Source organism: Achromobacter sp. 1014246743 (genome assembly GCF_059760725.1).
The window spans coordinates 69,634-96,633 of sequence record NZ_JCBANA010000014.1 but is presented as its reverse complement, the minus strand read 5'-3'; the positions used below and the strand labels follow the sequence as shown (position 1 = coordinate 96,633).

Annotated in this window: 14 protein-coding genes; 5 read left to right on the top strand and 9 right to left on the bottom strand. The window is 68.1% G+C overall.

Going from position 1 to position 27,000, the window contains the following annotated elements:
* Positions 1-128 precede the first annotated feature (128 nt).
* The 7 genes from AC6LJ2_RS08495 to AC6LJ2_RS08465 form a co-directional block, all read right to left on the bottom strand.
* Positions 129-1,688 carry an ABC transporter substrate-binding protein gene (locus tag AC6LJ2_RS08495; RefSeq protein WP_263910387.1) on the bottom strand — a complete coding sequence of 520 codons (1,560 nt, stop codon included), beginning with the start codon at positions 1,686-1,688 and terminating at the stop codon, positions 129-131.
* Positions 1,689-1,893: 205 nt separating this feature from the next.
* On the bottom strand, positions 1,894-2,514 hold the full coding sequence (locus tag AC6LJ2_RS08490; protein WP_263910386.1) for a GntR family transcriptional regulator: 621 nt from the start codon (positions 2,512-2,514) through the stop codon (positions 1,894-1,896).
* A gap of 93 nt (positions 2,515-2,607) precedes the next feature.
* The gene (locus AC6LJ2_RS08485) at positions 2,608-4,263 is read right to left on the bottom strand and encodes an ABC transporter ATP-binding protein (protein ID WP_445658375.1); all 1,656 of its coding nucleotides are present in this window, start codon (positions 4,261-4,263) and stop codon (positions 2,608-2,610) included.
* Entirely contained in the window at positions 4,260-5,081 is an 822-nt protein-coding gene (locus AC6LJ2_RS08480; RefSeq protein ID WP_263910382.1) for an ABC transporter permease, read from the bottom strand. Before AC6LJ2_RS08480 ends, AC6LJ2_RS08485 begins: the two co-directional genes overlap by 4 nt.
* Entirely contained in the window at positions 5,078-6,022 is a 945-nt protein-coding gene (locus tag AC6LJ2_RS08475) for an ABC transporter permease (RefSeq protein WP_263910380.1), read from the bottom strand. The genes AC6LJ2_RS08480 and AC6LJ2_RS08475 overlap by 4 nt, the downstream gene beginning before the upstream one ends.
* A 61-nt stretch (positions 6,023-6,083) precedes the next feature.
* Complete coding sequence (locus tag AC6LJ2_RS08470; protein ID WP_263910378.1) at positions 6,084-6,944, bottom strand: alpha/beta hydrolase family protein; 861 nt, start codon at positions 6,942-6,944, stop codon at positions 6,084-6,086.
* Positions 6,945-7,574: 630 nt separating this feature from the next.
* Positions 7,575-8,000: an Lrp/AsnC family transcriptional regulator gene (locus AC6LJ2_RS08465; protein WP_076415591.1), complete on the bottom strand. Its 426-nt coding sequence runs from the start codon at positions 7,998-8,000 to the stop codon at positions 7,575-7,577.
* A gap of 286 nt (positions 8,001-8,286) precedes the next feature.
* On the opposite strand from AC6LJ2_RS08465, the gene AC6LJ2_RS08460 reads away from it, so the two are divergent.
* Positions 8,287-10,500 carry a TonB-dependent receptor family protein gene (locus AC6LJ2_RS08460; RefSeq protein WP_498151182.1) on the top strand — a complete coding sequence of 738 codons (2,214 nt, stop codon included), beginning with the start codon at positions 8,287-8,289 and terminating at the stop codon, positions 10,498-10,500.
* A gap of 105 nt (positions 10,501-10,605) precedes the next feature.
* On the opposite strand, the gene AC6LJ2_RS08455 is transcribed toward AC6LJ2_RS08460, so the two are convergent.
* Both AC6LJ2_RS08455 and AC6LJ2_RS08450 read right to left on the bottom strand, forming a co-directional pair.
* Entirely contained in the window at positions 10,606-11,517 is a 912-nt protein-coding gene (locus AC6LJ2_RS08455; protein ID WP_263910375.1) for a DUF808 domain-containing protein, read from the bottom strand.
* A 78-nt stretch (positions 11,518-11,595) separates the two neighbouring features.
* On the bottom strand, positions 11,596-11,949 hold the full coding sequence (locus AC6LJ2_RS08450; protein WP_263910374.1) for a gamma-glutamylcyclotransferase family protein: 354 nt from the start codon (positions 11,947-11,949) through the stop codon (positions 11,596-11,598).
* Between the two features lie 205 nt (positions 11,950-12,154).
* Here AC6LJ2_RS08450 and AC6LJ2_RS08445 point away from each other — a divergent pair, with 205 nt between their 5' ends.
* From AC6LJ2_RS08445 to AC6LJ2_RS08430, 4 genes are all read left to right on the top strand, one after another.
* Positions 12,155-12,796, top strand: a complete 642-nt coding sequence (locus tag AC6LJ2_RS08445; RefSeq protein ID WP_263910373.1) for an STN domain-containing protein — start codon at positions 12,155-12,157, stop codon at positions 12,794-12,796.
* Positions 12,793-13,308, top strand: coding sequence for a sigma-70 family RNA polymerase sigma factor (locus AC6LJ2_RS08440; RefSeq protein WP_263910372.1), 516 nt, complete (start codon positions 12,793-12,795; stop codon positions 13,306-13,308). The genes AC6LJ2_RS08445 and AC6LJ2_RS08440 overlap by 4 nt, the downstream gene beginning before the upstream one ends.
* Positions 13,309-13,414: 106 nt before the next feature.
* Positions 13,415-14,389, top strand: a complete 975-nt coding sequence (locus AC6LJ2_RS08435) for a FecR family protein (protein ID WP_498151181.1) — start codon at positions 13,415-13,417, stop codon at positions 14,387-14,389.
* Positions 14,390-14,546: 157 nt separating this feature from the next.
* Positions 14,547-26,924 carry a filamentous hemagglutinin family protein gene (locus AC6LJ2_RS08430; protein ID WP_498151180.1) on the top strand — a complete coding sequence of 4,126 codons (12,378 nt, stop codon included), beginning with the start codon at positions 14,547-14,549 and terminating at the stop codon, positions 26,922-26,924.
* The last annotated feature ends 76 nt before the right edge of the window (positions 26,925-27,000 follow it).

Genomic DNA, 27,000 nt, shown 5'->3' with positions numbered 1-27,000 from the left:
GTCCGGAGCGAAGGCTCCGGACCGCAATCGTAGCCCCGCACACCGCAGGCCACCGACGCGTCAGGCGGCCCCAGCAGCACTCCCGCCGCCAGCAACCGCCCCCAAAACCAACCTACAAAAAAACCTACTTACTTACCCACAATCTTGGTCTCCCAAGCCCGAGGCTTCCCTTCCCAAACCGAAAACCCTTCCACGCGTTTATTAGTCGCCCAAGCATCCGCCCCGTTATAAAGCACCAACAACGGCGTCTGCTCCAACATCAACGTATGCAACTGGTCAAACAGCTTCTGCCGCTTGGCCGGATCAGATTCAAGAAAGCTCTCGTCAATCAGCTTCTGCGCCGCAGGATCATCCCAGACCTTGCGCGGCTGCTTCGACTTATCCCCCGCAAACTGCTCAAAGCTCAACGAAGGATCGATCCGCGAAGAGAACGTGAACGAGCTGATCTGGTACTTGCCCGTGTTGTAGCGATCCAGCTGCGTCGCCCATTCAAGCACCTCGATCTGCGCATTGATCCCCACCGACTGCATCATCGCCTGCGCAATCACCGCCACCTGATAGCTCGGCACGTGCGCCCGCTTGTTCGCATAGATCACAATCGGCTCGCCCTTGTACCCCGCTTCCTTCAGCAACTGCTGCGCCCGCGCCGGATCGTACTTGTAGGTACGCTTCTCGGCCTCCTGGTAATACGCCGACCCCGCATACACCGCCGAATTGTTCAACTGACCCAACCCTTCGGAAGCCGCCGCCACCACCTGCGGAATATCCAGCGCCGCCGCAATCGCCTGGCGCAGCTTCACATTCTTGAGCACCGGATCCTGCGTCTGGAACAGCAGCGTATGCTTGGTGGCGTCGTGCGGGCTCATCACCGACACCGTCGGGCTCTTCTTCAGCTCGGCCACATCTGTGATCGTGATCTGGCTCGCATCGATCGCCCCCGACACCAGGCCCGCCTTCGCCGTGGACGGGTCCGGCACCACCAGGAACTTCACATCGTCAGCCAGCGGGCGCTTTGCCCCCACATAGCCGTCCGGCTTGTCGCCCGTCGACGGCGACACGTAATCCTTGAACGCCGACAGCAGCACGTATTCGCCGCGCTTCCATTCCTTGAACTGATACGGGCCCGTGCCCACCGGCTTGTTCCACGAACCGTCGGCGTTGACCGAATCCTTGCTGAGAATCGCCGTCATGCCGCAATCGGTGCGGGCCAGCGAATCCAGGAACACCGCCGACTTGCGGTCGATCTTCATGATCACCGTCAGCGCGTCCGGCGCCGACACTTCCGTCACCTTCAGGCCGTTGCGGCCGTCGAAATCGCTGCGGCAGCGCCAGTCGGTCTTGGCGTCCATGTAGCGTTCCCAGCTCCAGAGGACGTCGGCCGACGTCAACGTCGCGCCGTTGTGGAACTTCACGCCCTCGCGCAGCTTGAAGGTGTAGGTCAGGCCGTCTTCGGACAGGTCGACCGATTTCGCCAGCAACGGCGCCACCGTGCCGTTCTCCCGGTAGCCGACCAGGCCTTCCACCACGTTCAGCACCACGCCGTCGGTAGTGTTGTCGCGGTTGACGCCCGGATTGGTCGAGCGGATGTCGGCCGGCTGGGCAATCGTCAGGGTGGCGGCGTGGGCCGTGCCTGTGGCGGCCAGGGCCAGGCTGAGCGCAAGCGCTCGGGAAACAGAATGGTGGTGCATTGCGGAAACTCCCCCGGGGACATACGGCGCCTGATTCATAACTATATTGGCGCCAAAAATAGCTGCCTATTATGAAGGCTCAGCCCCCATCCGGCATCAGGGGTATCCCTGCACAACGCATAGATCGGACACACGGAAACGACTTGCGGCGGCCCCCCCCAGACAGGATGGCCGCCGCAAAGCCGGACGCATTGCCCGGAATCGGTCAGGAAATGTCTTGCCCGACGTGCTGGGCGATGATCTTCTGCAGCCGCTTGACGTCGCGCGCCTCCAGCGCCTCGACCATGTCGAAGTGCTCGCGAGCCGAGATTTCGATGCGCGAACGCGTCACCCACTCCTTGGCCGGCGCCGCCGGGCCGCGGGCGCGGGTTTCCTGGATCAGGGCCGCCAGTTCGCGGTTCGAGCACATGTCGTACATCCCGGCGTGAAACGCCAGGTTGACCTCGTACTGCTCCAGCAGCGTGCCGTCTTGCAGCAGCTTGGCAAAACGCTCGGCCAGCGTGCGCAGGGCGCGCACCTTGGCCGCCGTGACGTTGGGCATCAGGTCAGCCGCCGCGCCGGTTTCCAGCAGCACGCGGATATCGCGGATCTGCACGTGCTGGTCCGGGTCCATCGCGTAGACGTGGTAGCCCCGGTTCGGGATGTGCGAAATCAGCCGCTTGGCAGCCAATTGGTCAAGTGCCCGCCGAACGTCCAGACGCTTGGCGTCGTAGCGTTCCTGCAGGTCGATCTGTTTCAGCCACGCCCCGGGACCAAAGATGCCCGACTGAATATCATGGGCAATACGGTCAACCAGGCCCGGCTGTGTCGCCGCCGCTTTCGGCATGGACCACTCCCGTGAATCAAATCCAAACCGCGTATTTTATGCATAAGTCCGCGCCGCACCGGTAGCCCCGGCGGCCGGCGCGGATCCGTCCCTTCAAGCCGTGGCCCGTGATGGCTCCTGCCCGTCCAGGCGCCAGCGCAGGCGCACGCCGCCGGTATCGGTGGATTCCAGCGCCGGAATCGCCGACAGCAGGCTGCGGGTGTATTCCTCGCGCGGATGGTCAAAGACCTCGTCGCGGGTGCCCTGCTCGACGATGCCGCCGTCGCGCATGACCACCACCCGGTCGGCCACCTGCTCGACCACGCCCAGGTCGTGGCTGATGAACAGGCACGAAAAGCCGTGGCGTTCCTGCAGATCGGCAAACAGGTCCAGCACCTGGGCGCGCACCGTCACGTCCAGCGCCGACACCGGTTCGTCGGCAATCACGAAGGCCGGCCGCCGCACGATCGCCCGGGCGATGGCCACGCGCTGGCGCTGGCCGCCGGACAGCTCATGCGGATAGCGCTTGGCGTATTCCGAGCCCAGGCCCACTTCGGCCAGCACTTCGTCCACGCGGCGGCGTTTTTCAGTCGACGGCATGTCGGTCAGCATGCGCAGGCCTTCGCCCACCAACTGGCCGATGGTCATGCGCGGGTCCAGCGACGAATACGGGTCCTGGAACACCATCTGGCAGTTCAGACGGTAGTCGCGCCAGGCGCCCGACCGGCGGCTGACCGGCTGATCGCGGAACAGGATCTGGCCGGACGTGGGCGACAGCAGGCCCGCGATGGCGCGGCCCAGCGTGGTCTTGCCCGAACCCGACCCGCCTACCACGGCCACCACTTCGCGCGGTTTGACGTGCAGGTCGATGCCGCCCAACGCGCGCTTGGCGCCGGTACGCGAGAACAGCCGCTGGTGGCCGGCGTAATCCACCACCAGGTTCCTGACCTCGACGATGGGGGCTTCCTTGGTGATCGGCCGGGCCGGCAGGCGGCGCGGCATCGCGTCCAGCAGCTTGCGGGTGTAGGGATGCTGCGGCCGTTCGAGAATGCCGGCGGTGGTGCCGGTTTCCAGCACCTTGCCGTGCTGCATCACCACCATGCGCTCGGTATAGCGCGCGACCATCGGCAGGTCGTGGCTGATCATCAGCACGGCCGTGTTGTGCTCGCGCGTCAGGTCCACCATCAGTTCCAGCACGTCGCGCTGCACCACGGCGTCCAGCGCGGTGGTGGGCTCGTCGGCGATCAAGAGCGCCGGCTCCAGCAGCATCACCGAGGCGAGCATCATGCGCTGGCGCATGCCGCCCGAAAACTCGTGCGGCCAGGCCTGCATGGCGGCCTTGGGGTCGCGGATGCCCACGCGCCGCAGCATCTCGAGGATGCGTTCGCGACGCTGTGCGGTCGACAGGTCGCGCCGGTGCAGCTTCAGGCCTTCGTCCAGCTGGCGCCCGATGGGCATGGACGGGTTGAGCGAGGTCATGGGTTCCTGGAACACCATGCCGATGCGCGCGCCGCGCAGCTTGCGCAACTGGGCCGCGCTGGCCTGGGTCACTTCCACGCCTTCGAAGCGGATCGAGCCGCCGGCCACCACCAGCGGCGGCGGGGTCAGCCCCATGATGGCGCGGGCGGCCTGGGTCTTGCCGCTGCCGGATTCGCCGACGATGCCGACCATTTCGCCCGGCGCCACCTCGAAGGACACGCCGCCGACGATTTCCCGGCCGCCGCGGCCGACGGTCAGGGACAGATTCGATACGGTTACCAGTGCGCTCATTGCACGCCCCTCATGCGGGGATCGAAACGGTCTCGCACCGCGTCGCCCAGCAGGTTGATCCCCAGCAGCGCGAGGGCGATGGCCAAGCCGGGAAGAATGGAAAGATAGGACGCCTGCGCCATGAACGGCCGGGCGGCTGCGAGCATGTTGCCCCAGGTGGGCGCGGGCGGTGGTACCCCCAGGCCCAGGAACGACAGCGCGCTTTCGGCCAGGATGACCCAGCCGAACATCGAGGTGGCCAGCACCGTCAGCGGCGCCACGCAATTGGGCAGCACGTGGCGGAACATGGTGTAGAGCTCGGAATTGCCCAGCACGCGGGACGATTCGATGAACTCTTTTTCACGCAGCGACAGCACGGTGCCGCGCACGATGCGCGTGACCGACGGCGTGTAGGCCAGCCCCAGCGCCAGGATGATGCCGTACTTGTTGGCCCCCACCACGGCCAACAGGCCCAGCGCCAGCAGCAGGCCCGGGAAGGCCAGCAAGGCGTTATTGAAGGCCATGATGATGCGGTCCGTCCAGCCGCGCACGAAGCCGGTCAGGGTGCCGATGGCGGTGCCCGCGATGATGGCGAAGCTGACGGTCAGGAAGCTGATCCAGACGCTGCTGGAGGCCCCGGCCAGCAGGCGCGACAGCTCGTCGCGGCCGAATTCGTCGGTGCCCAGCAGGAAGTCGCCGCCGGGCGGCTTGAGGCGGGCCACGAAGTTGATCTTGAGCGGATCGTGGGGCGTCCAGAAGGCGCCCATGATCGCCGCGACGATCATCGCCGCCACGATCACGCCGCCTATCAGCGCGTTAGCTGCAATTCGCTTTTTCATTCGGCGGTCACTCTCGGGTCGAAGATGGGATAGCAAAGGTCGATCAGCAGGTTCACGATCACGTAGACCACGCCGACGAACAACAGGCAGCCCTGGATGACGGGATAGTCGCGGGCAAAGATCGAATCCACCAGCAGCCGGCCCAGGCCGGGAATGGTGAACACGGTTTCGACCACGGCAATGCCGCCCAGCAGGTTGCCCAGCACCAGGCCGATCAGCGTCCAGGTCGGGCCGAAGGCGTTGCGGAAAGCATGGCGCATCAGCACGGCCGATTCGGACAGGCCCTTGGCGCGTGCGTGGGTGATGTAGTCCAGCCGCAGCACTTCCAGGGTGCTGGCGCGCGCCATGCGCATCAGCACGCCGATTTCGTGCAGGAACAGCGTCAGGATGGGCATGGCCAGGTACAGCAGGCCGGCCTTCCAGTCTTCGCCGATGGACACGTAGCCCACCACGGGCAGCCATTGCAGCTTGAGACCAAAGAAGATAAGCAGCAGCAGGCCCAGCCAGAAGGTGGGAATGGACACCAGCAGCGTGGCGGTGCCGACCAGGATCAGGTCGGGCGCCTTGTTCTGCTTCCAGGCGGCGATCATGCCGGCCGGCACGGCCACCAGGGCGGCGAACAGCACGGCCACCAGCACCACCCGGCCGCTGATCAGGAAGCGGTCCCACACCAGCGGCAGCACGGGCTGGCCGGTGTTGATGGACGAGCCCAGGTCGCCGTGCAGCATGTTGCCGAACCAGATGCCGAACTGGGTGGTCCAGCTTTGGTCCAGGCCCAGGCGGGCGCGCAGGTCGGCCAGGGCGGCCGGCGTGGCCAGGTCACCCAGCAGCAGTTGCGCCGGATCGCCCGGAATGAGGCGGATCATGACGAATACGGCCACGGCCACGATCAGCAGCGTGGGGATGGCCATGACGATACGGGATAGTGCGAAACGCAGCATGCCCCTCTCCTATCGCGGCTGACGGGCGCTGGTGCACCCGCCGCGCGTCTTGTTTTCGGTGTTATTCATGTCGCAGCTTGCGCAGCTCGGCGGCCAGGAAGTCCTGCACCTGGCCGACGCACTTCAGGCCGTCGTGCGGCACGTTGTCGACCACGTCCAGCACGGCCTTGACGCCGGCCGCCTCGAACGAGCGGCGCAGGGATTCGAGGCGCTCGGGACGAGTGGCGCCGGCCGAGTTGGCGCCGGGCATGAAGAACTTGCCGCCTTCGCGGTGGGTGATTTCCCAGGTTTCGAGGTCAGCCTTGCCGACGATCATGTGGACGGCGACCTGGCGCAGGGCGTCCACATCGACGGCCTTGCCGAAGCGGGCTTCGGCGTCGCGCACGCCGACCCACCAGTCCTGGCTGGGGTCGAGCAGGGTGACCGAGCCGGGCGCGCCGATGGAGACGGCCCACAGGGTTTCGGGGTGGAGCAAGGCGTAGCGGTTGACGAACTGGCCGCCGCCGGAATAACCGAACAGGGCGAAGCGCGAGAAGTCGCAGCCGAATTTTTCGCCGACTTCGGCGACCATGTCCTGCAGGACGTGGTCGTAGCGGATGTCGCCTTCGCGCAGTTGCTTGAAGCCGTCGCGGTTGCCGTCGCCCAGGGGGCTGACGGGAAAGAGCGGGCACAGGACGATGCAGTCGTTCCAGCGGGCGAATTCGGCGAAGGCGTCGCGGTATTCGACGAAGGCGCGGCCGGTGCCGTGCATGATGACGACCAGTTGCATGGGGTGCTTGGCCTGGTCGATGTGCGGGGGCACGTACATGCAGTACGAGAAGCGCGGGTCGATGCGGGCCGAGAAGACGGTGCTGTGGCCGAGGTCGTAGATGGCGCGGGCGCGGGCGGCTTCGGGGGTGAGGGTGGGTGCTGCGGTGGGCATTGCTTGATCCTTGAATCCTGGGAGGGATGGGTCCCTAGGGGTGCTGGCTTGGGGTGTTTGTTTGCATAAATTGGCGCCAATTTTAGGGGTGGGGGTGGGGAGGGACAAGCGGGGGGAATCCCTAACGGGGTGGGGGGTCGCCTGGCGGCGGGGCTTGTTCCTGGGTTTTTGCTGGTGCAGATTCGTGTTCTTCTGCCGCGTGGCGGGCAGGCGCACAGGGAGGGCGGGGCTACGATTGCGGTCCGGAGCCTTCGCTCCGGACTCGCCTAGGCGGCCCCCCCCTTCGTCATTCTCGTCCGCCTTCGGCTCCCTTCGAATTCCCTCGGGCGCATCTACACGCCCCGCCCTCCCTGTGCGCCTGCCCGCCACGCTGTGACGTGATGGGTTTGGGGCGTTGCTGGGGTGGGAGGTGTGCTTGGCGTTCTGGTGGGGAACGGGGGTGGGGTGGAAGGTCTTGCGGGGTCGCCCAAAGCCGGCCGCGCGGGCGGCCTTTTTGGGCGTTGGGTGGGTGGTGCGTCGGGGGGATTCAGGCCGGTTTTTTTTGGGGGGGCCGGGGGTGTGGTCTGCCGTCAGGGGGGCTGTGTTGGGGGCTGCTGTGTTGATTGAGGGGTGCACCCTGCCCTGTTTTTTTTAGTCCAGCTTGTAGCTCTTCAGGTGGATGCTGGTTTCCGTGGCGGAGATGGCCTTGATCAGGCGGACGCGGTCCAGGACGCGGGACATTTCTTCGATGTTGGCCACGCGTAGTTCGGCCAGCAGGTCCCAGCGGCCGTTGGTGTCGTGCAGGGCGACGACGGCGGGGTCGCCTAGCAGGATGCTGACGACGCGGCGGGTTTCGTTGCCGTCTACGGCGATGTTCATCCAGGCGCCGATCTGGTCGGGTTCGGATTCGGGGCGCAGGCGGACGGTGTAGCCGACGATGATGCCCTCGTCTTCCATGCGGGCGATGCGGTTGTTGATGGTGCCCCGTGATACGTCGAGCTTTTTGGCCAGGGTTGCCACGGTTGCGCGCGCATCGGCGCGCAACAGTCCCAGCAATTGCTGATCTAGTGTGTCCATGATGGTTCCCGCGTCAAAAAATTGGCGCCAATTTCACATCTTATACGGATTCGGCTGGGCACAGGTGCGCGGGTGCGTTTGGCCAGCCGGAGGGTCGTGGGGTGTTTTTGCCACGGCCCCAATTTACCGCGTTTGGATTGGCGCCAATTCTTGCTATATTTTCGGCCGATCTGAGGGGCGTCATCTGGGGCCTCCCTGCGCGTTGCAGTTTTTCCGTCTCCGTTCATAAAAGATTCTCAATTTAATTACCGCTCTCATTAACTGGTGAGCGATTCCTGGAAACTTCATGTCGATCCCCTTTCCTCCGCGGCGCCGGGCGCTCGCGTTGGCCTTGCTGGCCGTGGCGGCCAGTGGCCATGCACAAACCGCGCCGTCGAACTCGACCGCCACGACGGCAGGCGGCAACGCCGCGGCGCCGGCCGCCTCGTCATCCGGCGCGGGTGATGGCAGTACGCTGGGCGCGATCAGCGTGGTGGGCGATTGGCTGGAGAATCCCAGCGACGAGAAGGTGCTGGAACATGGCGGGGCGCGCACGATCATCGATCGGGCGGCGTTCCAGGATACGGGCGCGACGAATGTGCGCGATGTGCTGCGCCGGATTCCGGGCGTGCAGGTGCAGGAAAGCAATGGCACGGGCGGCAGCGATGTGTCGCTGAACGTGGGGGTGCGCGGCCTGACGTCGCGCCTGTCGCCGCGGTCGACGATCCTGATGGACGGCATTCCGCTGGCGGTGGCGCCTTATGGGCAGCCACAGTTGTCGATGGCGCCGGTGGCGCTGGGCAATCTGTCGGCGGTGGACGTGGTGCGCGGCGCGGGATCGGTGCGCTACGGCCCGCAGAACGTGGGCGGGATCATCAACTTCGTGACGCGCGCGATTCCGCAGGATTTCACGGCGGATGCGTCGGTCGAGACCGACATGTACAGTCGCGGCGGCGTGAAGACGACGCCCAGCGCGTTCATCGGCGGCACCAACGACCGCGGCCTGGGCGGCGCCCTGCTCTATTCGGGCACGCACGGCAATGGCTTTCGTGACAGCAACGATCGCGTCGATATCGATGATGTGATGCTCAAGGGCATGTACCGCATCGGCGCGGACGACAGCATCTCGGCGGCGCTGCACCACTACGAGGGCCGCGCCGGCATGCCGGGCGGCCTGACGACCAGGCAGTATTCCGAAGACCCTTTCCAGTCGACGCGGCCGTACGACAGCTTCACGGGCCGGCGCACCGATGCGTCGTTCCGCTACAACCACGACGATGGCGTGAACAAGTTCGAATTGCTGACGTACTACACGGACAGTTTCCGTGGCAGCAGCATCGAGACCGAAGGCACCGGCGCCAATGCCGGCCAGCGCCGCCTGACGTTCAACCCGCGCAACTACCATACGTTTGCGATCGAGCCGCGCTATTCGCGCCTGTTCCGTGGGTCTGACGTGACGCAGGAAATCAGCGTGGGCTACCGCTACCTGAAGGAAGCCAGCGACGAACGCGCGTCGCGCACGGCGTTCTACAAGCCGGACGGCCCGTTCGATCCGCTGAGCGCGCCGAATCCGCAGTACCAGTTCCGCACCGGCGGCACGACAGCGCACGCGGTCTATATCGACGACACCATCAATGTCGGCAACTGGACCATCACGCCGGGCGTGCGCTATGAGTTCATCGATTCGTTCCTGAACGACAAGTCCAACCCGGCCGCCACCAAGTCCACCCGCATCAAGTCGGAAGAGCCGCTGCCCTCGCTGTCGATGGTCTACCACGTGAGCGAGCAATGGAGCGTATTCGCCAATGCCGGCCAGTCGTTCGGGCCGTTGCAGTACTTCCAGATTGCCTCGACCACGAATGGCCTGCATCCTGAAAAGGCCACCACGTATGAGGTGGGCACGCATTTCAACGGCGGCGGCTGGAAGGGTGAGCTGACGCTGTTCAACATCAATTTCGACGACGAATTGCAGTTGCGCGGCGGCACCAACGGCGGTTCGGACGCCTGGACCAACCTGGGCGCCACGCGCCACCGCGGCCTGGAAACGGGGCTGTCGTATGACCTGGGCGAATTGAGCGCCGCGCTGTCGGGCATGTCGCTGTACGGCACTTACACGTATACGCAGGCCACCTACAAGGCCGGCGTGTTCGAGGGCCGCGACCTGCCGTTCTATTCGCGCAACGTGGCATCGCTGGGCGCGCGCTACACGCGCAACCAGTGGACGTTCAATGTGGATACGTTCCTGCAATCCAGACAGCGCTCGCCCGGGTCACCCGATGCCGGCGCCACGTACCAGACGGCGGAAAGCGCCAACGGCGCCTATGGCGACATCCCCGGGTATGGCACGGTGCACGTGCGTGCCGCCTACGATTTCGGCAAGACGATGCACAACCTGAACCTCGCGCTGGGCGTGAAGAACCTGTTCGACAAGCGCTACTTCACCCGTTCCACCGACAACAACGCGGGCAAGTACGTGGGCATGCCGCGCACGGTGTACCTGCAAGCCTCGCTGGCGTACTGATTGAAGATCGATTGACGACGCAGGCGTCGCGCGGCCGGCAAAGCCACGGGCGTTGAAGACGAGCGCGCGCCCGTCATGCGGTACTGCCCGCCCGGGCCCGGCGCCTTATTTCCGGAACAGGCGCTTGGCCAGGCTGACCGCGCCCAGCACCACGGCCCCGACCACGATGCCGAACAGGGCGCTGAGCAAGGTCGACACCAACAGCGGCACGACGCCGCTGCCCGTGGCGGCGGCGACATGCTCGATGGCGGCGCCCAACGGCGCGATGCCGTGGGTGATGATGCCGCCGCCCACCATGAACATCGCGGCGGTGCCCACCACGGAAAGGGTCTTCATCAGGTAGGGCGCGCCTGCCACGATGCGCTTGCCCAGCCAGGCCGCGGCCTGCGAGCGCTTGGTGCTGAGATACAGCCCCAGGTCGTCCAGCCTGACGATGCCCGCGACCAGGCCGTAGACCCCGACCGTCATGACCAGGGCGATGCCCGCCACCACGATGGTCTGGCGCACCATGTCCGCATCGGCCACGGCGCCCAACGTGATGGCGATGATTTCCGCCGACAGGATGAAGTCGGTGCGCACCGCGCCTTTGATCTTGTCGCGCTCGAACGCGACCATATCCACTGAGGCGTCCTGCAAGGCTTCGGCGCGGGCGACGTGGTTGTCGTCGACGGTGTCGCCATGCGGCAGGAACTTATGCGCCAGCTTTTCCACGCCCTCGAAGCACAGGAAAGCCCCGCCCAGCATCAGCAGCGGGCTGACCGCCCAAGGCGCGAAGGCGCTGATGGCCAGGGCCGCGGGCACCAGGATCAGTTTGTTCAGGAGCGAGCCCTTGGCCACCGCCCACACCACGGGCAATTCGCGGTTGACCGGCACGCCGGAAACCTGTTGCGCGTTCAGCGCCAGGTCGTCGCCCAGCACGCCGGCGGTTTTCTTGGCCGCCACCTTGGTCATGACGGAAACGTCGTCCAGGATGGTGGCGATGTCGTCGAACAGGGCGAAGAAGCTGCTGCCGGCCATGTAGGGCCCCTGAAGTGGAGATGTCCGAGTGTACAGGCGCCGAGCCGCGGCAAGCCGCGTCGGCGCGCCGTGCCCGGGTCAGGCCTTGATGTACACCCAGGCGTGCACGCCGGACTTCAGCAGCACCGACACGCGCTTGTAGTCGGATACCTCGTAGCGATCGGCGGCTTCGAGTTCCTGTTGGGTGATCTCGAACACCATGCCGGCCACCTCGTCCTTGGGGTCATAGCTGGCATACACGATGGGGTGCCGGGCCAGGCCGCTGGTCTTGATGACCTCGGGGTCGGTGATCTCGACCCAGCGCTGCACGTAGCCCGTCATGGCGTCCGGCTTGCCGGTGAGTTCGCGGCCGAAGTTCGCCCGTTGCACGGCCTTGTCCTGCAGGGTTCCGTACGAAAACAGCAGAACCGCGGTTTGATTCGATTCAGGCACCTTCGTGTCCTTCAGGAAATGATGTAAACGCGACTTTACACCAGCCGCCGGGTGTCATCGCAGTGCAACCAAAGGGTCACATTCGGCCCCTACCATGTCGGCTTCCCCACCGCCTCGCGGCGGCCAGCGTCCGATTTCCCGCGCGTATGCCTTCCATTGCCGTCCCCGACAACCCGCGTTGCCCGTCGCCGATGTGCGCGCTGGCTTGAAACGCCTGCAGGCGATGATGACATCGATGGCCGCCGGCGCGGCCCTGGCCGCGTCGGCCGCGGCGGCCGAGGGCGTGCGCACGTATCCTTTCGACTGGCCACGCCAGCCCCTGCACAACGCCTTGCAGCAATACAGCCAACTCACAGGCGACTCGGTGCTCTACGACAGCGCGCAAACCGCGGACCAGACCGCCCCGGCCATCGCCGGCCGCTACAGCGCGCACGACGCGCTGGCCCGGCTCCTGTCGGAAACGGACCTGCAGGCGCGCTACACGGCGCCTCGGGCGCTGCTGTTGATGCCCCGCGTGCGAACGCCGCCGGCGCCTGCCCCGCAAACGTCGCAGACGGCCCGCCAGCAGTATTACGGCCGGCTGCAGCGCCGCGTGCTGGATGCCCTGTGCGCCCGCCCTGACCTGCACATCGGCGACTATCGCGTGGCCTTGCGCGTGCCGCTGGACGGGACCCACGTCATTCGCGGGGCCCAGGCCTACGCCACCGGGCGGCCCGATATGGGGCCACGGTTGCAGGACGCCCTGGAAGGCCTGCCCATCGGCGCGCCGCCCGCCGGCTTCGGCCTGCCCGCCACCCTGCTGATCACCCCCGAGGCGGCCCGCCGCTACGGGGGCTGCCGGCGATGAGCGGCGCCGGCCTGGCCAATCTGCGCCGCCTGGTCGCCGAGCGCTATGAAGCGCTGCGGCGGCAGGTGGCGCGACGCCTGGGCGGGGCCTCCGACCTGGCCGGCGACGCGCTGCACGACGCCTACCTGCGCCTGTCGGCGCGCGACGACCTGGATGAGGTGCGGCATCCGCAGACCTATCTGGTCAATACCGCGGTGCACGTCGCCATCGACCGCATCCGCCAGGACGTACGCCTGTTGAGCGAAAGCGAAGTCAGCGAGTTCTTCGATGTGCAGGACGACGCCCCCGGGCCGGCCGGCATCGCCGAATCGCGCTCGGACATGGACCACATGTTCAAGGCGCTGGACGCCCTGACGCCGCGCCAGCGCGACATCCTGATCGCGGCGCGGGTCGAGGGCCTGTCGCGGCCCGACCTGGCCAAGCGCTGGGGCATCTCGGTGCGGCTGGTGGGCCGCGAATTGCAGACGGCGCACGAACACTGTGTCAGGGCCATGGCGCGCGGGCAGGAATAAATGAAAGAAAGTGTATTTTTTTGGCGTTCCGGGTTCCGTTTGCCCAACGCCGGATCGTCTAAGTATGAAAGCGGCGGATAACGGCCGCGCGCAGCCAGCGATACCCATGAGCCCCCAACCGTCCTCCGGCCCCCTGCCCGACTCCGCCCTGGCGCGCGAGGCCCATGCCTGGGCACGCACATTGGCGACCGGCGCCCCCACCACCGAGGACGGCGCGGCGTTCCAGGCCTGGCGAGCGCAAAGCCCGGCGCACGAGCGCGCCTGGGCCGAAGCGGCCCGCGCCTGGCGCGAACTGGGCCAGGTCGCGCAGGCCTATGCGGCGGCGCACCCCGCGCCGCGCCGTCCCCATCTCGCTGACCCGCGTCGGCGCTGGCTGCTGGCCGGTGGCGCAACCGCCTTCGCCAGCCTGGCGGTCGCCGGCGTGCTGCGCCCGCCCTGGGGCCTATGGCCATCGTGGTCCGAATTCAATTCCGACTACCGCACCGCCACGGGCGAACAGCGCAGCGTCGCCCTGGATGGCCAGCAGGTCACCCTGGCGCTGAACACGCAGACCAGCGTCAACGTCTCGACCCGCGGCGGCCTGCCGGAAATCGAACTGGTCGCGGGCGAAGCCGCCATCCGCGCGGCGCGCAGCCAGCCGTGCACGGTGCTGGCCGGCGCCGCCCGCATGACCCTTGCCAGCGGCGACATCGAAGTACGGCGCCTGGCGCAGGGCGAGGTGCAATTGCGCTGCAACGCCGGCCAAATCAACGTGCAGCACCAGGATGCCAATCTGGTGCTGCGGGCCGGCCAGCAGCAGCGCTACACGGCCGACGCCATGCAGCCCCCGACCACCATCGCCCAGGACGCCTCGGACTGGCGCGCGGGCATCGTCAGCTTCCACGACCTGCCGCTGAAGCAGGCGATCGACGAAATCAACCGCTACCGCCCGGGACGCGTGGTGTTGATGAACGACGCGCTGGCCCGCCATCGCCTGAGCGCGCGCTACGAGGTCAAGGACCTGGACCAGGCCATCACCCAGATCCAGCAGTTGTATGGCGCCAGCGTGCGGCGCGTGGGCGACGTGGTGCTTCTGAGCTGACCGCAGCCGCCGCCCCTGAAAGCCGCCGAGACGCGTTTGTCATAAAAAATTCACGCGGTTTCCTGTGCCGACTGCGCGGGGGTCATTCGACTAGATGAGTAAGCGGGCACGGTGACCATGTCACTGGCGCCCTTCATCGACATTCCTGAATCACGCCATGTCCTCGTCTACGTCCGCCCAGCCTGCCGCCCGCTCCGCCTCGTCCGCCCGTTCGTCCGCTTCGTTATTGCGCCGCACGGCGCGCCGTCGTCCTGGTTGGCGCCTGCGTCCGCTGTCGCACGCGATGGCGGTGCTGGCGCTGGCTGGCGGCTGGAGCGGTACGGCCCAGGCCCAGGCACGCGCCTTCAGCCCCGGCTGGTTCGCCGACAAGAACGCGATGCAGTCGACGGCGCAGCGCACGGGCCGCATGCCCGACGGCAGCATGGCGGGCATCGGCACCGGCGCGCGTCAGCAGGCCCAAGCGCGCCAACAGTTGCAGAAGTCGCTGGACAACCTGAACCGCACCGCCGCCGCCGTCGCCGCGCAACAGGCGGCGCTAGCGGCAGCCCGTACGGCCGCCGCGGCCAATGCCGCAGGCGTACCCGACGGCCTGGTCGAAGGCGGCCTGTGGGAAGCCCGCGGCGCCCTGGCCAAATGGGAAGGCGCGAGAACCGCCCGGGCCCGTGAGGAAGGCGGTCGCCAGATCGTCACCATCGAACAGACCCAGTCCCGCGCCATCTTGAACTGGGATACGTTCAACGTGGGCCGCAACACCACCGTGCAGTTCCAGCAGAACGCGACCGACGCGGTACTGAACCGCGTGGTCGGCGCATCCGCCAGGCCCAGCGAGATCCACGGTGCGATCAAGGCCGACGGCACCGTGCTGGTGGTGAACCAGAACGGCGTCATCTTTACGGGCACCAGCCAGGTCAATGTGCGCAATCTGGTGGCGGCCGCGGCCACCATCACGGACACGCAGTTTCGCGACAAGGGCATCTATACCGACACCGACGGCACCCTGCCCGCCTTCAAGGATGCGATCGGGCAGGTGCAGGTGCTGGCCGGCGCACGGATCGACACCGCGGCCTCCAATACCGCCACGCGCGGCGGCGGCTACGTGCTGCTGTTGGGCAGCGAAGTGCACAACGGCGGCTCGATCACCACCCCCGGCGGGCAAGCGGCGCTGGCCGCGGGCGACGACTTCTACATCCGCAAAGGCTACGGCACCGACGGCAACCTCAAGTCCACCACCACCGGCAACGAAGTCAGCGCCACGCTCAAGCCCGGCAGCACCGCCGGACGGGTCGCCAACACGGGCCTCGTCAGCGCCCCCACCGGCGACATCACCCTGACCGGCAGCCAGGTGCGCCAGGACGGCGTGCTGATCGCCACCACCGACATCGGCACGCGCGGCGCCATTCACCTGTTGAACCGCGCCGGCGATGCCACCGGCAGCGTCACGCTGGGCGCGGGCAGCGTCACGGCGGTCGTCCTGGAAGCCTCCGCCGTCACCGGCCTGGACAGCCAACGCGCCGCCGCGATCAAGACGCTGGACGGCACGCCCGACAACAAGACCGGCGCGGCCTTCGACAACCTGAGCCCCATCGCCGACCGTCGCGACCTGTCCCGCATCGAAGTCGTGACGGGCAATCTCGCCACCTTCGAGAACGGTTCGACCACCCTGGCCACCGGCGGCCAGATCGCCGTGTCGGCCAGGAAGCTGACCGTGCTGGACGGCGGCGCCCAATTGGACGTGGCGGGTGCCATCGGCGTACAGGTATCGATGGAATCGAACACCCTGCAGATCAACGTGCAGGGCAACGAACAGCGCGATGCGCCGATCAATCGCGACAGCAAGCTGCTCAACAGCAACGACGTCTGGATCGACCGGCGCACGCTGGTCAAGGTGGCCAGCGGCACCAACGGCTATGCCGGCGACCGCTGGTACACCAGCGGCGGCCTGCTGGAAGTGGGCGGCTACCTGGCCACCAGCGGCCACACCGCGGCCGAATGGCTGGCGCAGGGCGGCACCGCCACTTTCGCCGGAGGCGAACTGGTGACGCGCGCCGGCTCGAACATCAACCTGTCCGGCGGCACGCTGGACGTGCAGGACGGCTATATCCGCCAAAGCTGGCTGCGCGGCAGCGACGGCCGCCTGTACGAAGTGTCGCGCGCCCCCGGCGACCTGCTGTACACCGGCCTGTACAAGGGCTTTGAGCAGGAACATGCGCGCTGGGGCGAGACGGCCACACGCGTCTTCTACAACCCGCTCCTCGCCCCGCGTGAACGCTTTGAAAACGGCTACACCGTGGGCCGCGACGCGGGCACGCTGGTGGTGGCGACCACCCGGGCCCAACTGGCCGGCGACCTGACCGGCGAGGTCTACCAGGGCGCCCGGCAGACCGATACGCCGCAGGGGGACCTGGAAGGCGATTACCCGTCGCAAAACGCCCTGGCGCGCCGCGCGCAATTGCTGGTCGGCAGCTATACACCGTTGTACGACGCCGCGGCCGGCGCGCTGAATTGGGGCCTGACGGGCCTGGCCACGAATGTCGTGGTGGGTGCCGGCCCGACCGGCGCCGACGAGATCCGGCTGGACACCGCCTGGCTCAACGCCATTGGCCTGGGCTACCTGCGGCTGGCCGGCAAGGAACGCGTCGCGGTGGACCAGGCCGTGACGATGGCGCCCGGCGCGGGCGTGGTGCTGTATGCGCCCCAAGTCGACATCAATGCCAGCATCTCGGCCGCGGGCGGCAAGATCCAGGCGGGCAACATGCTGCGTCAGCTCAGCGGCAACGGCCGGGTGGAAGATACCCCCGTCATCGCAACGGCCGGCAAGTCCGTCGGCATCACGCTCGCCACGGGCGCGGCCCTGGACGTCGGCGGTCTGTGGAGCAACCTGAGCCTGGACCCCGCCGCCTCGCCCGGCATCGCCTACCGCAACGGCGGTTCGGTCGCCCTGCGCAGCACCGGCGACGTGTCGCTGGCGCCAGGCAGCGCGGTGGATGCCAGCGGTGGCGCCGCCATGCTGGCCACAGGCAAGACGCGCAACGGTCGCGGCGGCGACATCCTGCTGGAGGCCGGCTCGGGCGGGGCCGCGGGCGTGCTGCAGCAACAGGCGACATTGCAGGGCTACGGCGTGGACGGCGGCGGCAAGCTGACATTGCAGGCTTACCAGGTGCGCGTCGTGCGCCCGGACGCACGGAACGAGCCGGCGCCGACCGGCGTATCGGTGCTGGTGGCTGACGACTTCTCGCAAGGCTTCTCGCAATATGACGTGATCGGCACGCATGGGCTGGCGGTCACCGCCGGCACGCAGTTGCGCGTGCAGATGCCTGTACAGCGCTATGCCTGGGGCGCCCGCGCCGCGCAGCACAAGGCCCAGGCCCTGCAGACATGGACCCCGGCGCTCTATCAGGAAGACCCCGTCAAGAGCGTACTGACGCAACGCCGCGGGGCCAGTCTGCTGCTGCAGGCGGGCACGCTGCTCAGTTCGCCGAATGACGTGGCCGCCACCTCGCTGGTGGTCCAAGATCGTGCACGCATCGAGGTCGACCCGGGCCAGCGCATCAACCTGGCCGGCATCGGCCAGGTCACGTTGAACGGAACATTCAATGCCTGGAGCGGCCGCATCACGGTCTCGACGGCCGGCGGTACACAAATGGAAGACCTGGCGGCGCAAGGCTCCGGCCGGTCCATCTGGGTGGGCGAACACGCCGTGCTGGACGTGGCCGCTCGCGCGGCCACCGCGTTCAATCGCAACGGGCAGGTGTACGGCAAGGTCCAGGACGGCGGGGTCATCACGCTGGGCAGCATGGTGGACGTGGCCAAGGGCAGCGTGGCTGCGCCCGCCGTCTTTGTCGTGCTGCGACCCGGCAGCCTGCTGGACGCCTCGGGCAGCGCCGCCACCCTGCTGGCCAATGGCGAGCCCACCGCCGTGGCCAGCGCCGGCGGCGCCATCGCGATCAGCTCGGGCAACGGCCTGTACCTGGATGGCCGGATGGTGGCCCGTGCCGGCGGAGCCGGTGCGGCGGGCGGTTCATTGAGCGTGGCCCTGGACAACCCCGCCTACAAGAGCGGCGCCATCGGCAACCGCATCAAGGGCGCGCGCAGTCTCGTCCTGTCGCAGGACGCCGCCCCCGATGCGCTGGCCGCCTACGGTGACGCTGCCTTGGCGGCCGACCACCTGGTCTATGGACGCGCTGCGTTGGGCGCGTCGCAAGTGGAGCAAGGCGGCTTCGGCACGCTGAACCTGCTGGCAAACGGACAGCTCGGCTTCGCGGATGATGTCGCACTGCGCCTGGGCCAGAGCCTGCGGCTGATCGCGGGGTCGTTCGGCATGACGGCCGACTCCCGCCCGACCGCCAACGTACGGCTGGCTGCCCCCTACGTCCTGCTGGCAGGCGCGACCGACACGAACGCCAAGGAAGGCTACGAGCGTCCCTCCGGCACGCTGCCGCCCGCCACCCGGACCAGCGAATCGGTGTTGCGGGTGGAGGCCGGGCTGATCGACATCCGCGATAACGTGCGGCTCGATGCGCTGTCGACCCATCGTTCGCCGTCGGGTCAGGGGGTCAGCCATACCGGTACGGGCTTTCCCATGGCTGAACTGTACAGCCGGGGTGATATCCGCATCCTGGGTGGACTGGGAACGCTGGACAGGACCAACCAGGTCTACACCACCCAGCTCAGCACGCCCGGCAGCCTGACGCTTACCGCCGCGCAGATCTACCCGGAAACGGGCGCCATCACCCGCATCATCGCGGGTGCGGGTGGCACGCGCGACGGCAAGCCCGGCTATGAAGAAGGCAGCCGCATCATCATCGGGCGCAGCACCCCTGACCTGCCCGACATGCCCTACAGTGCCTTCGGCGCGCTGATGCTGGCCGCGGACAGCATCGAACAAGGCGGCGTGGTGCGTGCCCCGATGGGTTTGCTGGAAATCGGCCTGGCAGACGAACGTTTCGGCGTCAGCTCGCGCGTTACCCTGCTGCCCGGCAGCGTCACCTCGGTAAGCGGCCGCGGTCTGGTCATGCCCTATGGCGGCACGGTGGACGGCGTCAGCTACAAGTACGCGGGGCAGGACATCGTGCTGACCGGCGCGGGCGCCGCCACCATCGACGCCCAGCTCACCCGAGGCATCGCCCTGGGCGCCGAGAACGTGCGCATCCTGGACGGTGCGGGCGTGGACGTTTCCGGCGGCGGCCAGCTGCTGGGGGCCGGCTTCGTCTCGGGCCGCGGCGGCTCTACCGACGCCCGCTTCAGCCCGCTGGTGCAGGTCAATGCGCAGGGCGGCGGCTTCACGCTGCCGAGCCTGTCCACCAACCCCGTTTATGCGTTGGTGCCCGGCACGCAGCCCCAGGTCGCGCCCACGGCCCCGGACGCCGGCCAGAGCCAGCCGCAGATCGGCCAGCAGATGACCATCGGCGCGGGCGTACCCGGCCTGCCCGCGGGCACCTACACGCTGATGCCTGCCACCTATGCGCTGATGCCCGGCGCCTTCCGCGTGGAAATCAATGGGGCGGCCCAAGGCCAGGCCGGCAGCGGTGCACAGGCCCTGCGAAACGGCTCCTGGTCTATCGCGGGTCGCCTCGGCAACAGCGCCGCCGGCACCGCCGACGCCATCGCGAAACAACTGCTGGTCACCTCCGGCCCGGTCCTGCGCCAGTACTCGCAGTACAACGAAATGGACTACGCCACCTTCGTGGCCGCCGAGTCCTCCCGGCGCGGCATGCCTCGAGCCGTCCTGCCCGCCGACGCCCGGACCCTCAAGATCGGCCTGGCAAAGGCCATCCCCGGACAGGAGTTCTATTTCGCGGGCAAGGCCGATTTCTCGGCCGCTGCCGGCGGCTACGGCGGCACCCTTGCCGTGGTCTCCAAGGACAGCACGCGAGATCGGGTCGAAGTGACTGCCCCCGGCGCCGGACGCACGCCGGGATTCGTCGGCATCTCGCTGGATGCCGGGCAGCTCAATGCCATCGGCGCGCCGCGCATGGTGCTGGGCGCGGTGCCCAGCGTGGACTATGTGTACGACAGCAATCTGGTCAACATGGGCTACGCCGGAACCCACTTCGGCGGCCTTGCCCTGCGCAGCGGCGCCACGCTGCGGGCCGCGGAAGTGTTCCTGGTCACCAGCGACCCGGATGCCGGCATCGTCATCGAACGCGGCGCCGGCATCAACACCATCGGCCAGGGCCGCGCCCCCTTCGATTCATTCACTGGATATACGTACGGTCCCGGCCCCAGCAGCATGCTGGCGGTGTCCAACGGCTGGCTCAACGTCCTGCCCCCGGCCGCCGACCAGCCGCCTGCCGGCTCAGGCCCCATCCGCATCGGCGTCTGCGGCGCATCGGGCTGCACGGGTGAAGCACTGCTCTACACGGAAGGCACGCTGGCCGCCGCCACCAACAAGGCCTTCGAGCTGGACAGTTCGGCCAGCTACGGCGCCCGCTACCTGACCCTGGCGGTCGGCGCCATCAACGCGGGCAGCGAAGCGGCATTGGCCGCCGCCGCGGCGCGCGGTGGGCTGGCCAGCGGCCTGACCCTGGACCAGGCGCTGCTGAACCGCCTGATGGCCGGCGACACCCGCTACGGCGCGCCGGCGCTGGAGATGCTGACGTTGGCGGTGGCCGATTCGTTCAACTTCTTCGACAGCGTCTCGCTGGACACGACCGACCCGGCCACGGGCAAATCGCGCCTGCAGACGTTGGCGCTGACGACCCCCGCGATCTACGGCTACGGCCAGGCGGCCGACGTCGCCACGATCCGCGCGGGCAACCTGATCTGGAACGGTTCCGTGCTGCCGCCGATGGGCGTGATCGCCAACGGCGCCGGTACGGGCAGCGGCCGCCTGCACATCGAGGCAGAGCGCATCGAACTGGGCTACGGCCCCTACACCCAGCCGCGGCGCGAACTGGACAACGCCCGGCTGACGCTGGGCTTTGCCGACGTCACCCTGCGCGCCACCGACCGCATCACCGCCAACCACCAGGGCAGCCTGAACGTCTACCAGGCCCGCGGCGCCTACGACGCCGCCACCGGCTGGCAATACCATGGCGGCTCGATCACCCTGGAAACCCCCTTGCTGACCGGCGAGTCCGCCTCGGTCAATCGCATCAAGGCCGGCAATGCCATCACCTTGAATCCGCTTGTCGGCACGCCTGCGCCACGCGGCCTGGGCGCGGACCTGACGCTGGATGCGGGCACGGTGAACATCAATGGCCGCATCGCGCTGCCCACCGGCAAAATTGCCCTGCGCGCCGATCACGCCCTGAAGCTGAACGCGGGCGCCGACCTGGACCTGGCCGGTCGATCGGTCCTGTTCGACGACGTGGTGAAGTACAGCTGGGGCGGCGACGTCACGCTGGAAAGCCGCCACGGCGACATCACTCAGGCAGCCGGCAGCCGCATCGACCTGTCGGCCCACTACAACCGCGCCGGCCGCCTGACGGCCATCGCGCTGGATAACAACGCCGGCCGCGTGGACCTGCAAGGCAGCATCCTGGGATCCGCCTCGGGCGACTACGACGCAGGCGGCACGCGGGTGCCCTACGCCTACGGCGCCGTCGACATCCGCGCCCAGCAGGTGGACTTTTCCGCGTTGAACCAGCGGCTGAACGCAGGCCAGGTCTACGGGGCACGCAGCTTCCAGGTCAAGCGCGGCAACCTCGTCATCGGCGACGAGGTGCGTGCCCGCGAGGTCAACATCTCCGTCGACGCGGGCAGCCTCACGGTCGCCGGCCGCATCGACGCCAGCGGCGCCGGGGTCGGCAGCATCCGGCTGGCGGCGCGCGACGGCCTGCGCCTGGCCGGCAGCGCGGTGCTGGATACGCATGGGACGGCGCTGCGCGTGGACACCTATGGCAAGATCATCGATGCCCCCAACCGCGCCATCGTCGAGCTCAGTTCGGGCACCGGCACGCTGCAACTGGACGGCGGCGCCCGCATCGACCTGCGCGCGGGCACCGAGTCCGCCCGCAACGACGGCCTGCCGCGCGGCACGCTGGAGCTGAACGCGCCGCGCCTGGGCGGCAGCATCGGCGGCGACATCGATATCGATGCGCGCGGGCCGCTGGACATTCGCGGCGCGCGCAGCATCGCCGTCAACGGCGTATGGGTCTACGCTGACGCGCCCGTCGGCACCGAGAACAACGCGGGCGGCAAGCCCTACCAGATCATCGACCAGGGTTACCTGAACCGCCTGAACGGTGACAGCCGCGACTTCATCGACAACGCGCTGGCCAATCGCAACCTGGTGGACAACAAGCTGGCCGGCCTGCGCCCCTACGCCGACGCCCTGCACTTGCGACCCGGCGTGGAGATCCGCAGCGCCACGCCCGACGGCGACCTGGTGGTGCAGGGCGACCTGGACCTGTCGGGCATGCGCTACGCCAGCCTCAACCCGAACACCCGGTTGAATCCGGCCGTCTACGGCTCGGGCGAAGTCGGCAACCTGGTCATCCGCGCCGGCGGCGATCTGCAGATTCACGGCAGCATCAACGACGGCTTCGCGCCGCCGCCCGACATCAAGCAGGATGCCGACGGCTGGCGACTGCTGCCCGGCTATGACTTCCTGGGCGGCGACATGGTCACGCCGCATGCCGGCGTGACGCTGGCGGCCGGCACGCTGTTTCCCGGCGGCTCGGTGCTGAACTACGACGTGCCGCTGCAGAGCGGCACCTATCCGCCGGGCACCGTCCTGCCCGTCACGGCGCCGCTCGCCCAGCCGTTGACGCTGCCCGCCGGCACCGTGCTGTCATCCGCCATCCTCAACCCGGATGGCAGCCTGGCCTATGCCGCCGGTACCGTGCTGCCGCAAGCGCTGACGCTGGCCGCGGACATGAAGCTGGCGGCGGGCTGGCGCGTGATGGCCGCTGTCTTCCTGGGGCCGGTCACCTGGCCCGCCGGCATCGCCCTGCCCAACCTGCCCGAAGCCTATTTCCACGCCAACCAGGTCCGGCTGGCAAGCGATGTGACCCTGCCGCGCGGCGGGCTGATCCCGTCCGGCACCAAGGTGCAGTTGCTGGCCGGCGTGGACTATGTCGACCTGCGTCCGGCCGTCAACGGCGTGCAGGGCCAGGCCTGGGCCATCGCGCCCATGCTGCCCGAAGGCACGCAGTCGTGGTCCCTGCGGCTGGCGGGCGGCGCCGATCTGAATGGCGCCGATACGCGCACCACCCAGTACGGCAGCGCGCGCGGCAATCTGGTGCTGGCCGACAGCCACTACGGCCAATATGGCTACGACGCGCCCGGAAACTACCGCTGGAGCCAGCAGGCCGCCGATGAATTTGGCATGCCGGAGCTGTTCGATACCGTGATGGACGATCAGTTCGTCAGGGATGTGATCGGTATGGATTCCGCGTCGGAACTCTGCAAGACCGCGCCCGAATACTGCATCCCCAACGATCCCCGCAACTACATTGGCAAGCCTGCCACGGCCCGCTTCAGCGTGCTGCGCACCGGCACCGGCGACCTGGACCTCGTAGCCGGTGGCGACCTCCGCATGCATTCCCTCTATGGCGTCTACACCGCGGGCACGTCCACAACGGCACTGCGTCCCAACGACCCATACAATGCGCCGCGCCACGCCGGCCCCAGCGGCCGCGTGCTGGCCGACGACAATGGCGCCTTCGATCCCTACGTCAATGGCGGCCCGCAAAGCGTCTACCGCGCCTGGTATCCCGACGGCGGCGGCAATCTCACGATCCGCGCCGGCGCCAACCTGATCGGCGATACCTTGGCCCGTCCCCAATCCGGCTATCGACGGCCACTGGACACCGCGCTTGGCTACAACGGCGCGGACGTCGGCAACTGGCTCTGGCGCCAAGGATCCGGCACGGCTGCCATCGGCCAGGCGCAACCCACCGCATGGTGGATCAACTTCGGCACCTTTGCCTCCATCAACGGCGGCCAGCCTGGAGACGAACTGATCGGCTTCACCGGTTTCGGCACGCTGGGCGGGGGCAACCTCAGCGTCGATGTCGGCGGCAGCGCGGGTCTGCAACTCTCGCACGGCGTGAGCTACAGCGAACGCCAGATCAACGGCCGTAGCCAATCCCTGGTGCTGGCGGTCGGCAGCACGGGGCGTGTGCTGGCGGACGGCAGTCTGGCCCTGACAGGCGGCGGCGACATCGATCTGCGCGTCGGCGGCCAGCTGAATCCGGCACTGCCCAACATGTTCGAATCGGCCGGCGCGGTCACCAACCTGCGCGGCCGGACTTTGCTGCAGGCTGCCTCGTTCGGCCGCCTGGACCCGCTCTACAACATCCGGGCGACGCGCGATGTACGCGCCCTGGACCGCTTCCAAGCCGCCGATGCCACCCCTTCCGGCGCCCTGGTGCTGAATGTGGGTGACAGCGCGTTCCGCGTCGACAGCCTGGGCGATCTGGCCATCGGCGCCGCGGACGATCCTGGACGCGCCTTGGCGCCGGTGCTCATGCCCTATCTGCAGGCCGACGGCACGCCCGGCATCCACGGCTCGCAATCCTGGTTCTCGCTCTGGACCGCCAACAGCGCCGTGGACATGTTCTCGGCGGGCGGCAACGTCTCCCCGATCTACACACGGGCGGCGGGCAACGACCTGGCGGTGACCTACCCATCGCAACTCTCGGCCGTCGCGGCCAATGGCAACATCTACTACAAGACCCCCTTCCTGCTGGCCCCCGGCCCCGGCGCCCGCCTGGACTTGCTGGCCGGCCAGTCCATCTACGGCGGCGACGCCCCCCTGGGACGCAGCAGCGCCGCGGCGGACTCGGTGGCCTCGATCTTCAAGCCCGCGTTCGTCGGCATGGTGCAAAGCGCCACCAGCAGCGCCATCCTGTGGGGCCCCACGACGCTGTCGCGGGATGGCACCTATGGAGACCGGGTGCTGTTCGCCTTCGGCCCCGACTCCGCCGCGACCACCGGCCCGACGGAACCGTCGCGCTTCTACGCCGTCGAGGGCGACCTGGTCGGCGTCACCAGCGGCCGCCACATCCGCTTCGGCGGCCCGGGCAGCCTGACGGGCAAGCAGTGGTATTCCGGCGGCGGCGCCGTGCGCATGCTGGCCGGACGCGATATCGTCGGCAGCGGCAGCCCCGCAGGCTCGATGGACTGGACCATGTATCCCGTCACATTCGTCTACAACAACAATCTGTTCATCCACGGCGATCCGCGCGACGTCTCCCTGGTGCGAGCCGGCCGCGACGTCATCCAAAGCAACTTCACGGTAGCGGGTCCCGGCACGCTGGAAATCAGCGCCGGCCGGCATATCCTGATGGAAGACAAGGCCGCCGCCACCAGCCTGGGCCCCCTGGCGCCGGGCGACCTGCGCCCGGGCGCCAGTATCGCCCTGCAAGCCGGCCTGGGGGCCCAGGGCGCCGACTACGCCGGCTTCCTGCGCCGCTACCTGGACGCCGGCCACGCCGCCGACCCGGCCCGTCCGCTGACCGACCAGGGCTTGCCCTTCAAGACCTACGAAAGCGAATTGCTGCTGTGGCTCACGCAGACCTACGGTTTCGCCGGCAGCACGGCTGACGCGCGCGCCTTCTTCGACGCCCTGGCGCCCGAACAGCAGCGTGTCTTCGCCCGCCAGGTCTACTTCGCCGAACTGCGTGCTGGCGGCCGCGAATACAACGACAAGGGCAGCCCGCGCCCGGGCAGCTATCTGCGTGGCCGCCAGGCGATCGCCACGCTGTTCCCGCACGCAGGCACCTATGACGGCAGCATCACCATGTACGGCGGCGCCGGCGTGCAGACCCGCAACGGCGGCGACATCCAGGTGCTCACGCCGGGTGGGGCACAGGTGTACGGCATCGAAGGGACGGCGCCGCCAGCCACCGCGGGCGTGGTCACGCAGGGCCGTGGCGGCATCGACTTCTACGCCCGCGACAGCATCCTGCTGGGCCAGAGCCGCGTCATGACCACCTTTGGCGGCAGCATCCTGGCGTGGTCGGCGCAAGGCGACATCAACGCCGGCCGCGGTTCGAAGACCACCGTGGTCTACACCCCGCCGTTCCGGCGCTATGACGGCGTGGGCAACATCAGCCTGGCGCCGGCCGCGCCCGCCACCGGCGCCGGCATCGCCACGCTGGCGCCGCTGGCCGAAGTGCCGGCCGGCGACGTCGACCTGTACGCGCCGCTGGGCACGATCGATGCGGGCGAGGCCGGCATTCGCGTGTCGGGCAACGTCAACATCGCGGCGCAGACCGTGCTGAACGCCGCCAACATCAAGGCCAAGGGAGAAAGCACCGGCATGCCCGTCGCGTCGGCGGTCAACACCGGCGCGCTGACCTCGGCCAGCAGCGCCGCGACCTCCGCCGTCAATGCAGCACAGGACTCGGCCCAGCGCAGCCAGAACCAGGCGCGTCAGAACCAGCCGTCCATCATCAACGTGCAGATCCTCGGCTACGGTGCCGAACCGGTGGCCGGCGCGACGCCCCCGCCGCCGGCCGGTGCCTCGCAAGAGGTGTCGTCCTATCGGCCCAACAACATGGTGCAGGTGGTGGGCGACGGGGCGCTGACTCCCGCCCAGTTGGCCAGGCTGAGCCAGGAGGAACGGCAGGCGTTCGGCCTGTAGCGCCGAACCCGGCCGCGCGGATCGCAACCTCCGCGCGGCCGGGCCCCGGATTGTTTGTTGCAAATGAAGGGTAGGG

Bases quoted from the DNA above. Each gene is read 5' to 3' on its own strand.
- AC6LJ2_RS08485 (WP_445658375.1), bottom strand. From the start codon at position 4,263: ATGAGCGCACTGGTAACCGTATCGAATCTGTCCCTGACCGTCGGCCGC.
- AC6LJ2_RS08455 (WP_263910375.1), bottom strand. From the start codon at position 11,517: ATGGCCGGCAGCAGCTTCTTCGCCCTGTTCGACGACATCGCCACCATC.
- AC6LJ2_RS08440 (WP_263910372.1), top strand. From the start codon at position 12,793: ATGAGCGGCGCCGGCCTGGCCAATCTGCGCCGCCTGGTCGCCGAGCGC.
- AC6LJ2_RS08490 (WP_263910386.1), bottom strand. From the start codon at position 2,514: ATGCCGAAAGCGGCGGCGACACAGCCGGGCCTGGTTGACCGTATTGCC.
- AC6LJ2_RS08435 (WP_498151181.1), top strand. From the start codon at position 13,415: ATGAGCCCCCAACCGTCCTCCGGCCCCCTGCCCGACTCCGCCCTGGCG.
- AC6LJ2_RS08495 (WP_263910387.1), bottom strand. From the start codon at position 1,688: ATGCACCACCATTCTGTTTCCCGAGCGCTTGCGCTCAGCCTGGCCCTG.
- AC6LJ2_RS08465 (WP_076415591.1), bottom strand. From the start codon at position 8,000: ATGGACACACTAGATCAGCAATTGCTGGGACTGTTGCGCGCCGATGCG.
- AC6LJ2_RS08475 (WP_263910380.1), bottom strand. From the start codon at position 6,022: ATGCTGCGTTTCGCACTATCCCGTATCGTCATGGCCATCCCCACGCTG.
- AC6LJ2_RS08430 (WP_498151180.1), top strand. From the start codon at position 14,547: ATGTCCTCGTCTACGTCCGCCCAGCCTGCCGCCCGCTCCGCCTCGTCC.
- AC6LJ2_RS08470 (WP_263910378.1), bottom strand. From the start codon at position 6,944: ATGCCCACCGCAGCACCCACCCTCACCCCCGAAGCCGCCCGCGCCCGC.
- AC6LJ2_RS08460 (WP_498151182.1), top strand. From the start codon at position 8,287: ATGTCGATCCCCTTTCCTCCGCGGCGCCGGGCGCTCGCGTTGGCCTTG.
- AC6LJ2_RS08480 (WP_263910382.1), bottom strand. From the start codon at position 5,081: ATGAAAAAGCGAATTGCAGCTAACGCGCTGATAGGCGGCGTGATCGTG.